The following is an 11,154-nucleotide window of genomic DNA, read 5'->3' as shown; positions in this document are numbered from 1 at the left end:
AAATCTCATGAAATACATTTCGAAATCGTTTATTACGCTTTGGTTGGTATTGTTCGTTACCCTGGCAGCTTATGCGCAGCCGGTAACCAGTCCTACTGGCATTGACGAAACTTACCGGACAGCTCTGGAGCTTTTCCAGACTCGAAAATTCAGCTCTGCTTACCAGGAGTTTGATAAAATTATCAAACAAAGCGAGTCCTCATCGGGGATGTATGCCGAAGCTGTTTACTACAAAGCTGTTTGTGCACTGGAAATGGGAAACAGAAACGGGAAACAGGAGTTGGAAAACTTCATCGATAAATATCCCAACTCTCCACAGATTTCCATGGCTCATTTCCGTCTGGCAAATGTGGAATTTGCCAACAAACGCTATCGGCAGGCAATGAAGGATTACGAGAAAGTAGATGCTTACCTTCTGCCCAAGGCCGAAAGCGACGAGTATAAATTCAAGCTGGGTTATTGCTATCTGGACAACGGAGAGAACGAAAAAGCCAAAACCTATTTCTACGATTTGAAGAGCAAACGAGGTAAATTTTCCCGTGCGGCAACCTATTACTGGGCTCACATCAATTACCTCGAAGGAAATTACGAAACGGCACTGCTGGAATTTCAAAAGCTGAAAGACGATCGGCAGTATTCGGGAATTGTCCCGTTTTACACGGCGCAGATCTATTTCATGCAGAAAAAATACGATGAGGTAATCAAGATGGCTCCGCCGTTGCTGCAAGCGGCTTCACCGGAGCGCAAAATCGATATCTCCAAAATCATCGGGAACTCATATTTTCAAACTGAACAATATAGCAAGGCGCTTCCGTATCTGAGCGATTACATGAAGAATACGGATAAACCAACAGCTGACGATTACTATGTTATCGGGATTTGTGAATACGAAACCGGCGACTACAAACAGGCCGTATCCGATTTGGAACGGGCCACTCGTGACAAAGATGCGGTAGCACAGAACGCCTATTACCATTTGGCTGGAGCTTACCTAAAACAGGATCAAAAGCAAAAAGCGATGATGGCTTTTTCCAATGCGTCGGAAATGAATTTCGATCCGAAAATTAAGGAAGATGCATTGTTCCAGTATGCAAAAATCACATACGAACTCGACTATTCGCCCTTCAACGAAGCCATCAAAGCGTTCGATAAATACATCACATTGTATCCTAATTCGGAACGGAATGATGTGGCCTATGACTACCTGGTAAAGGTGTTCATGACGACACGCAACTACAAAGATGCACTGGCTTCGCTGGACAAAATCAAGGTGAAAAGTCCGGCCATCAAAAAAGCTTATCAGCGGGTAGCGTACTACCGGGCACTGGAATTCTTCCGCGACATGAACCTGAACCAGGCCATCGAGTTATTCAACAAATCGCTGCAATACAGTCAATACAACGATGAGCTGAAAGCGCTGGCTTATTACTGGAAAGGAGAAGCGGAATACCGCCTCAAGGATAAAGAAGCCGCTATCCTCGATTACCGGCGTTTCCAGAGTACAGCCGGGTCCTACCGGATGAAGCAGGAATATGCCTTGTCGAACTACAACATCGGATATGCCTATTTCGATCAGGATAAATTCGGGCAAGCCGAAAATTGGTTCCGAAAATTCCTGACCTTTCCGCATTCCAAAGACCCCAAGCAGGTCGCCGATGCTTACAACCGGCTTGGCGACTGTGCTTACGTACAACGCAACTTCCAGGATGCCATTGCACAATACCAGAAAGCTTACGAAATGAACACCTACGATGCGGACTACGCACTATTTCAGACAGCGTTCTGTTATGGCCTCCTGCATAAACAACAGCAAAAAATTAACGACCTGAATAAGTTGCAGATTCAATTCCCCGATTCACGCTATCGCGATGATGCAATTTTCGAAACCGGTCGTGCCTGGGAACGGGCAAACAATGATGACAATGCGAAGAAGAGCTTCAAAAATCTGATCGTCAATTATCCGAACAGTCTATATCAGTCGAAAGCGCTTTTGCAATTGGGACTCATCAGTTTTAACGAAAACGATTACAACAACTCACTGTCGTATTACAAACAGGTAGTCGAGAAATATCCAAATACACCGGAAGCAAAAGCTGCATTGACCGGTATCCGGAACAATTATGTGGAGCTGAACCAGGTCGAGGATTATTTCACTTATGCCCAAAGCTTAGGAAAAACCGCCACGCCTTCGCAATCAGAACAAGATTCACTGCTGTACACTTCGGCTGAAAACCTCTACATGAAGCAAAGCCCCAAAGCAATGGATGCGTTGACAAGTTATCTCAGCCGCTTCCCGGATGGAGCATTTGCCATCAATGCACATTTCTACCGCGGCGAACTGTTTTACAATCAACAAAACCTTGAACAGGCTGCCACCGATTACGACTACGTGTTAAGTCGTGGTGAAAATATCTTCTCTGAGCCGGCACTGGTCAAAGCATCCGAAATTGCCTACCGGGAAAAAGACTATAGCAAAGCGCTTGCCTTGTACACTCGTCTCGAAAAGCAATCCAATAATTCCAAAAACAATTTGATTGCTTTAACCGGAATACTGCGTTGTAACTACGAATTGAAAAATTATCAGGCGGTAACCGAAGCCGGATGGCAAATCCGGAATACGGAGAAAGTGCCGGAAGAAATTTCGCGTGAAGCGGAATATAAAGCGGCCAAAGCTTACCAATCACTCAATGAACCAACCAAGGCTTACACGTTGTTCCGCAAGCTATCGAAGGACACCAAAACGGCCGAGGGTGCCGAAGCTAAATATCAGGTGTGTCAATACTATTACGATCACAACCAATTGAAGGCCGCGGAGAATGAGGTCATGAATTTCATCGATAAAAATACGCCGCACCAATATTGGCTGGCCAAAAGTTTCATCCTGCTGGCCCACGTGTATGAAAAGGAAGGAGACCTGTTTCAGGCGACACATACCCTCCAGAGTATCATCGAAAATTACGGAGAGCCCGACGATGGAATCATTAAGGAGTCGGAACTTTATCTGAAAGATTTGGAAGCAAAACAGAAAGCACAATCGGCTGCACAAAGCCAGCAAGACTCTGTTACAACTTCCTCAACCGATTCCATTCGTTCCAACCAATAATCCGAAAGCATTATGAAACATCAAAATATTTCACTCAGCATATTTTTAACTGCGGCGATTGGGCTGGGAAGTACAGCAATCACTTTTGCCCAGAAACAAGATACAACCATCAACAAACAGGTGGAAGTGGTGAAAGCCTATCGCCCGAGCGTGTCGGATGCTTACAAAATCAGCCCGATGCCGGAAATTGACGACACAACCCATTTCAGGCCACAGTTCGACTACCACATCGACAGCGAGCCTGTAACAACCGGCTTTAAAACCGTACCTGTTTCTGCGGCAACCATCAATCTGCACGAGTCAACTGAAAATGGTTATGGGTATCTGAAACTTGGGATGGGAACTTACAATACTCCTTACGGAGAATTCTTCTTCAATCAGCCCAAAGGCAAGAACTCCATTTTCGGAGTCCATTACCGCCACCTTTCTTCAACCGGTAGTGTGAAGCTGAATGGAGGTGGAGAGAAGGTCGATGCACCTTACAGTCACAACAACCTGGAGATTTTCGGGAAATACTTTTTCAGGAAATCGGTGTTTTCGGTTAACCTGAATTACGACCGGAACGTAGTGAAGTTTTACGGTTACCCGGATTCCATTCCAGCTTACATTAAGAATAACGGTTATGCTTATTTCAATGACAAGCAGCGAATGCAAAACTGGAGGTTCAATGTTGGATTGAAAAGCAGTGAAAACTCCCGGAGTGAGTTGCAATACAAAGCCGGTTTGCATTATTCCAACTTCAACACGAAGACAAGACAAACCGAAAACAATGCCGGGATGATTGCCGAGTTTGACAACGATTTCGGCAACCTGCATGGTCTTTTGGAATCGTCGCTCGATTATTATTCGACAGACAGCATCAACAATTTCGATAATCCGGCATCCGTGAAGCGCAACAGCATTTGGTTCAAACTGAATCCCTCCGTGTTGCTGAGCGGCGATGCATGGAAAATTCGTGCCGGACTAAATACCTGGTCGGTTTCAGACGACGACCGGAACGCCATTTTCAAGGTGTATCCCAAACTCGACATCGAATTGACGCCGGTGGAAAATATCATGACGTTGTATGTCGGAGCCGACGGCTACTTGCAGAATAACAACTATTCCGCGATAGCAAAAGAAAACCCATGGGCCAACCCACGGCACGATATCCGCAACACCGACTACAAATACATCGTCTTTGGTGGTTTCAAGGGAAAAATCAGCCCGCAAATCAGTTACAAAGCCGGCGTGAAATACAGCAAGGCTCATAATATGCATTTCTTTGTCACGAATGCCTACCCGACCGCGCTGAGTCCAACTTATCCCATTGCCACCAACGAATGGCTGTACCGGAACGATTTCGATGTGGAATACGATGATGCCGGTATCCTCAATCTGAATGCCGAGGTTTCCTATTTCAGCGGGAGCGATTACTACCTTCAAGTCAAGGCGAATTATTACAACTATACGCTCGACAGCCTGAATGTCGCTTCTTACAAACCCAATTTCGACGCAACAGTTTCGTCCGGAGTACGGCTTACACCCCGTTTAACCGGATTTGTTGACATGCAGATTACCGGAAACCGGAAGGCCGTAATTCTATATCAGAACAATCCACTCAGTTCAGCTATGGCTTCTCCCTTACGGGAAACCGTTTCACTTGATCCGATTGTAAATATGAATATCGGAGCAGAGTATGAATTACCTTATCGTTTGAAGCTTTTCAGCCGCCTCGACAATGTATTCAACCAACACTATGACAGATGGTTAGGATACACCTCACAGGGAATGCGATTTATGGTTGGTGCAAGCTGGTCATTTTAAGCATATTAAGACATTTCAGTCCTGTTTTACCCCGAAGCATTTTCGGGGTTTATTTTTACCTGATAATCTGACACTTAACCCACAAGGACTTGTTAATAAAAACCCGATTTTGAGGGCCAAAAACATCAGGTTAACCGGGATTATTTTGCTATATTTGCCTACCATGAAAAAAAACCTGAAAATGCGGTGCTTAACCTGTCGATATACAGGCAGTTTCTAAGGCCCTCTCCGCAAACCAATTTTGTTTTTTTGGTAATCAGGTTGGGCTTGGAATCGAAAAAATTCCGGCGAGATTGAGAATTTAAATAATTCATAGAATGAGTGAATTTGAAAATAACGGATTGAATAACAACTCCGATTATTCGGCCGACAGTATCCAGGTACTGGAAGGTCTCGAGGCTGTACGCAAGCGCCCCGCAATGTATATCGGTGATGTTAACGTCAAAGGATTGCACCATTTGGTGTACGAGGTAGTTGACAACTCCATCGATGAGGCGCTGGCCGGCTACTGTAAAAACATCGAGGTTATCATTAACGAAGATAACTCCGTCTCAGTAAAAGACGACGGACGTGGTATCCCGACGGAACGCCACACCAAGGAAAATAAATCGGCATTGGAAGTGGTCATGACCGTTCTCCACGCCGGTGGTAAATTCAACAAAGACTCGTACAAAGTTTCCGGTGGATTGCACGGTGTTGGTGTATCGTGTGTAAACGCGCTCTCTTCGCACCTTCGTGCGGAAATTCACCGTGATGGAAGAATTTGGGAACAAGAGTACCAGCAAGGCGTCCCCATCAATGAAACGAAAATTATTGGTGAAACAGATAAAAGCGGCACCATTATTACCTTTCGCCCCGATGAATCCATCTTCACTTCAACGATATACAAATACGACATTCTTTCGGCTCGTCTGAGGGAATTGGCCTTCCTTAACAGCGGTATCCGACTGGTTATTATCGACAAGCGTGAGCAGGATGAAAACGGCGAATTCAAAAGAGAAGAATTTTACTCTGAAGCTGGCTTGTCCGAATTTGTTGATTATCTGGATGGTACCCGGGAGCGGTTGATTGACGAGACCATTCACATTACAACAGAAAAAAACAATGTTCCGGTAGAAATTGCGATGACGTATAATTCCTCGTTCACCGAGAACATTCACGCATACGTTAACAATATTAACACCATCGAAGGTGGTACGCACCTGACCGGTTTCCGTCGCGGATTAACCCGTACCCTGAAAAATTATGCGGAAACCAGCGGAATGCTGGCCAAGCTGAAATTTGACATCAGTGGTGACGACTTCCGCGAAGGATTGACCGCTGTTGTTTCGGTAAAAGTAGCTGAGCCGCAGTTTGAGGGACAGACGAAAACCAAACTGGGAAACTCGGAAATCAGTGCTTCAGTTGATCAGGCGGTAAGCGAAATGCTTTCGTACTACCTGGAAGAGCATCCGAAAGATGCCAAAACCATTGTAAATAAAGTCATCCTGGCTGCTCAGGCACGACATGCTGCCCGCAAGGCAAGGGAACTGGTTCAGCGTAAAACCGTTTTATCCGGAGGTGGCCTACCGGGAAAACTGGCCGATTGCTCGGAAAAAGACCCCGCACAATGCGAGGTTTTCCTCGTCGAGGGTGATTCGGCAGGCGGAACGGCTAAACAAGGACGTGATCGTCGTTTTCAGGCAATTCTTCCTTTAAGGGGAAAAATTCTGAACGTGGAAAAAGCCATGTCGCACAAGGTTTTCGAAAGTGAGGAAATTCGCAACATCTATACAGCCTTAGGTGTCACGGTAGGAACCGAAGAAGATCAGAAAGCGCTGAATATTGAAAAATTGCGGTACCACAAGATTGTGATCATGACCGATGCCGACGTCGACGGTTCTCACATCGCGACGCTTATCATGACCTTCTTTTTCCGCTATATGCAGGATTTGATTCGAAACGGCTATATCTACATTGCCACGCCACCACTTTACCTGGTTCGCAAAGGCAAGAAAGAAACCTACTGCTGGAATGAGCAGCAACGCATTGCCCTAATTGAAGAATGGGGAGGTGGAAATGAAAGTGCCCTGCACATTCAGCGATACAAAGGTTTGGGTGAAATGAATGCGGAACAGCTGTGGGAAACCACGATGAATCCAGAACAACGGACATTGCGGCAGGTAACCATTGAAAATGCCGCCGAAGCCGACCACATTTTCTCCATGCTTATGGGAGACGATGTACCGCCCCGAAAGAAGTTTATAGAGGACAACGCAACATACGCGAATATCGATATATAAAGCTTAAAGGCTGGCTAAAGCCAGCCTTTTTTAATGTTTCATTTTTAAATTGTTGAGTCGTGAATATCTGTGTTTTCTGCTCTTCGAGCAATGCCATTGCTGATGTTTATTTTGAGGAAGCCCGGTTGCTGGGAACCTTCATCGGTGACAACCACCATAACATTGTATACGGTGGTTCGAATGTAGGATTGATGCACGCCTGTGCCGATGCCGCACGCCAGGCAGGAGCCGTTTCGCTGGGCATTATTCCGCAATCCATTCACGACCGCAACCTGGCTTCGGAGCACGACGACGAACTGATTGTAACGCCTAATATGCGCGAGCGCAAATACCTGATGCGGAAACGATCAGATGCCTTTATTGCCCTTCCGGGCGGATTTGGAACGCTGGAGGAAATACTGGAAGTAATCACCTTAAAACAGCTTCATTATCACAATAAGCCCATTGTATTCATCAATACGGATGGATTTTATGATGCATTGTTACAGCAATTTCAACGCTCGTACGATGAAACATTTGCCCGAGAAGAGTACAAGAAAATGTACTATGTGGCAGCTGATGCAAAAGATGCAATGAATTATGTAGAGAATTATCAACCCGAAGAACTCAAAGCCAAATGGTTTGATGTTCCGGGGAAGAAATAATATAGTAAATATTAGTCCAGCGGGATGGTAAAATAAAAGACGGCCCCCTTGCCAAATTCAGATTCTACGCCGATTTCACCGCCAAGTAATTCCACTAAACCTTTGCAAATCGATAAGCCCAGTCCGGCACCGCCAAAACTTCGGTTGTAGGCAGGTTCCGCCTGGCGGAAACGTTCGAATATGAGTTGTTGATTCTTTTTGGCAATGCCAATACCAGTATCTTCCACCTTAAATACCACGTAATTACCCTTCACCTCATACGTCACAACAATATGCCCTTCTGAAGTAAATTTGAATGCATTAGACAGTAAGTTACTCAGAATCTGTCGAACACGTACCACATCAGAATTCAGCTTCAACGAATCAGGAAGACCCGGATGAAAACGCATCTCTACTTTCCCTCCTTTTTCATCAGCTATCATTTTCTGATAAAGCCGAATCAAATCAATTAGTGCTTCATTCACTTCAAAAGGTGCTTTGGTCAGTGACAACTGTCCGGCTTCAATTTTCGAAAAATCAATGATATCATCGATCAGATGCAATAAGGTATCACCGCTCTTCTGTATATATGTAATATACAATTGCTGTTCATCAGATGTGATATCAGAATCCCCCAACAATTCAGTGAAACCGAAGATCGCATTCATTGGGGTGCGTATCTCGTGCGACATGTTCGCCAAAAAGGCCGATTTCAGTTTATCAGCTTCTTCCGCTTTGTGCAATGCGCTTTTCAGCTGTTTTTCCCGCTTGCGTTCATCCGTAATATTCCGGTAAATATGAAGCATTTGATTCTTTCCCTCATCGCTGCTAAGCAATGTAAAGATGGCCGAAACAAGTAACTTTTTGCCTGTTCTTGTATAACGGATAAGTTCACGTTCCAAGCCGGCTCGATTGCCATCCTTTCCAATGTCCTTCAGCGAAATCCAATCAGATGCATCTTCACAAACCAACGAACTCAGTGATTTACCAATCACCTCTTGCTGAGAAAACTCAAAAAGTTTTTCAAAGGCATGATTAGCCATTTCGATTTGGTCTTCGTCGACAACCACGACCATTGCTACCGGAGCGACATTAAACAGATGTTTGAGTGCCCGCTGATTAAAAATCAGTTCATCTTCAATTCTTAATCGGGCAGTCATCATCGTATTAGCCGAGTCGCCCAAAGCACGAATTTCCTTAAAATGAATTTTGTCGGTCTGAATATAACGTCCTTTCGGGTGTCGGAAATAACTGATAAACCAGTTGATATCGTCATAAAACCGCTTGTAGTAGAAATTCAGGAAGAAGAAAAATATGAGTGAAAAGACACTCAATACCACCAATGTGGTCACAACCGTTTTAAAGTACTTACTCTTTAGTTGCTGATCTTCCACTTCCGCGAGTTTCCGGGCATCCGACATATAGGCTACACCGCCGACAATCCAGTGCCATTCAGGAACTGAATGCACAAAAACCAGGATACTATCAGAAGTCTTTCGCACCCGGTTGTACCAACTGCACTGGAAAAAACCACTATTCTTATTTTGCTTTACCAAATTCAGTTCTTGCTGAAATACTGAAATTTTGTTTTCAGGAGCATTGGTTAACAAATTCTCTTTCCCCTTGTAAGGTAAACCATCCATAATAACGGGGGTTCCATCGAATCTGTTGATAAAGATGACATCACCCGAGTTCTTCCATTGTTCAGTCAACTTATGAACGATACTTTTCTGAATTTCGTCCACAAAATCCTCAGGATAAACCCGATGTCCGATATACCATCCCAAAGCATCAACACGCTTAACGAAAGCTATTTTATCCAGATGTTGATTGTTCGTATTGTAATACTCCAGAAATCCGCTATCCTTCTCCCGAAGTAGTTTTAATTCTTTTCTAACGACGTAATTTCCCAGCGAATCCTGAAAACTCGTTAGGTTCTTTCCCTTATCAATTCCCTGCCCCGGTAAGATGACGCTCTTACCATCAAGTGTATTGACAAACAGTTGCCCCCTCATTCCCGGTCCGATATAAGCAGACAGCGAAGTAAGTATCATTTCCCTGACCTTTTGCTCCGGATAGACATTATGGTATTTAGCCCACATGGCTGTAGCCATATTAGCGGCGGATTCAACGCTTCGCGAAAGGGATGATTTCAGGTTGTCGATGTATTCCCCACGACGATAGGTGATATAATCAATCTCTCCATCAACTTTCGTTTCAAGATTTGACTTCTCCTGATTAAAAATCTGGTTAATACGAAGTTCCCTGTTTACCCGAAATCTATGCCATTCCGAAAAATTGTAAACGATAAAGACTAAAAGGAAGGTAACCAAAAAAGTAATAAAAAATGCGCGACCGAAAAACCCGGGCATCGATACCGACTTAAAAAGCTTCAAGTGTTCCCGCATTTTTTCTTTCATCGAAGAGTATTAAAGATAAAAGGATTAGTCAATTGCTATTGTTCCATCAAAAACAAAAGTGGCGGGACCTTTTAACCAAATCTCGGTAAACTGATTTTCTGTACGTTTAAATGCGACCTCCAACTGCCCGCCTTTGGCTTCCACCGGAAAATAACCTTCGTTTTTTCCTGTTTTTATGGCCGCACATAAAGCCGATGCAGTAATTCCGGTTCCACACGCCAGGGTTTCATCCTCTACACCACGTTCGTAGGTATAAACTTTTATACCGTTATCACGAAGTTGAACAAAGTTGACATTGGTTCCTTCTGCAGCAAAACGTTGTGAATTTCTGATTTTTCTACCTTCTTTCACCACATCAATCGCATCAACATCATCTGCAAACCGAACGTAATGCGGAGACCCTGTATCCAAAAAGAAATAATCTTCCCCATTTTCAACCTCCGGAACATTTTGCATTTTCAGGTTAACCAGATCATTGTCATCAATGACCGCTTCGTGTATACCATCAACGGCCAAAAAGCGGGTTTTATTATGAATAAGCCCTAATTTCCGGGCAAAAGCCACGATGCATCGTCCTCCGTTTCCACACATACTAGCCTCACGTCCGTCGGCATTGAAGTAGCGCATCACAAAATCATGTTCCGGATGCGACTGCAGCAACATCATTCCATCTGCTCCCACACCAAACCTTCTATCGCAAATGGAAGCAACCAGCTCCACATTGTCTCCATCGAAGTGTTCATCACGGTTATCGAGGATAACAAAATCGTTTCCTGCTCCCTGGTATTTGTAAAACTTTGTTTTCATGAGTTCTAACATCTCAAAAAGTTAGTTAAAATATCTTAATCAGGACGATACAACGGCTATCTGAATTGTTTGTTTCAATAAATTTGTTCTGCAATGGTACACAAATTGCCGGC

At 44.3% G+C, this 11,154-nt stretch carries 6 protein-coding genes; 4 read left to right on the top strand and 2 right to left on the bottom strand.

The features are described from left to right. Nucleotides 1-7: 7 nt before the first annotated feature. The 4 genes from T426_RS23995 (at nt 8) to T426_RS0115965 (ending at nt 7,835) form a co-directional block, all read left to right on the top strand. Nucleotides 8-3,103: a tetratricopeptide repeat protein gene (locus T426_RS23995; protein WP_025864428.1), complete on the top strand. Its 3,096-nt coding sequence runs from the start codon at nt 8-10 to the stop codon at nt 3,101-3,103. Between the two features lie 12 nt (nt 3,104-3,115). Beyond that, nucleotides 3,116-4,909 carry a TonB-dependent receptor gene (locus T426_RS0115975; RefSeq protein ID WP_025864427.1) on the top strand — a complete coding sequence of 598 codons (1,794 nt, stop codon included), beginning with the start codon at nt 3,116-3,118 and terminating at the stop codon, nt 4,907-4,909. Between the two features lie 317 nt (nt 4,910-5,226). Then, a complete protein-coding gene (gyrB, locus tag T426_RS0115970; RefSeq protein ID WP_025864426.1) occupies nt 5,227-7,191 on the top strand; it encodes a DNA topoisomerase (ATP-hydrolyzing) subunit B in 1,965 nt (654 codons plus the stop codon). A 59-nt stretch (nt 7,192-7,250) separates the two neighbouring features. Next, entirely contained in the window at nt 7,251-7,835 is a 585-nt protein-coding gene (locus tag T426_RS0115965) for an LOG family protein (RefSeq protein ID WP_025864425.1), read from the top strand. An 11-nt stretch (nt 7,836-7,846) separates the two neighbouring features. Here the strand turns inward: T426_RS0115965 and T426_RS25240 are convergent, their stop codons facing one another. Continuing rightward, nucleotides 7,847-10,234, bottom strand: a complete 2,388-nt coding sequence (locus T426_RS25240) for a cache domain-containing protein (protein ID WP_051569008.1) — start codon at nt 10,232-10,234, stop codon at nt 7,847-7,849. A 24-nt stretch (nt 10,235-10,258) separates the two neighbouring features. After that, complete coding sequence (dapF, locus tag T426_RS0115955; RefSeq protein ID WP_025864422.1) at nt 10,259-11,041, bottom strand: diaminopimelate epimerase; 783 nt, start codon at nt 11,039-11,041, stop codon at nt 10,259-10,261. Nucleotides 11,042-11,154: the final 113 nt, after the last annotated feature.

This window comes from Prolixibacter bellariivorans ATCC BAA-1284, from assembly GCF_000621705.1.
Classification (GTDB): domain Bacteria; phylum Bacteroidota; class Bacteroidia; order Bacteroidales; family Prolixibacteraceae; genus Prolixibacter; species Prolixibacter bellariivorans.
The sequence above is the reverse complement of the archived record's forward strand: the minus strand, read 5'-3'. Positions and strand labels throughout refer to the sequence as shown.

Bases quoted from the DNA above. Each gene is read 5' to 3' on its own strand.
- T426_RS23995 (WP_025864428.1), top strand. From the start codon at position 8: ATGAAATACATTTCGAAATCGTTTATTACGCTTTGGTTGGTATTGTTC.
- T426_RS0115975 (WP_025864427.1), top strand. From the start codon at position 3,116: ATGAAACATCAAAATATTTCACTCAGCATATTTTTAACTGCGGCGATT.
- gyrB (WP_025864426.1), top strand. From the start codon at position 5,227: ATGAGTGAATTTGAAAATAACGGATTGAATAACAACTCCGATTATTCG.
- T426_RS25240 (WP_051569008.1), bottom strand. From the start codon at position 10,234: ATGAAAGAAAAAATGCGGGAACACTTGAAGCTTTTTAAGTCGGTATCG.
- dapF (WP_025864422.1), bottom strand. From the start codon at position 11,041: ATGAAAACAAAGTTTTACAAATACCAGGGAGCAGGAAACGATTTTGTT.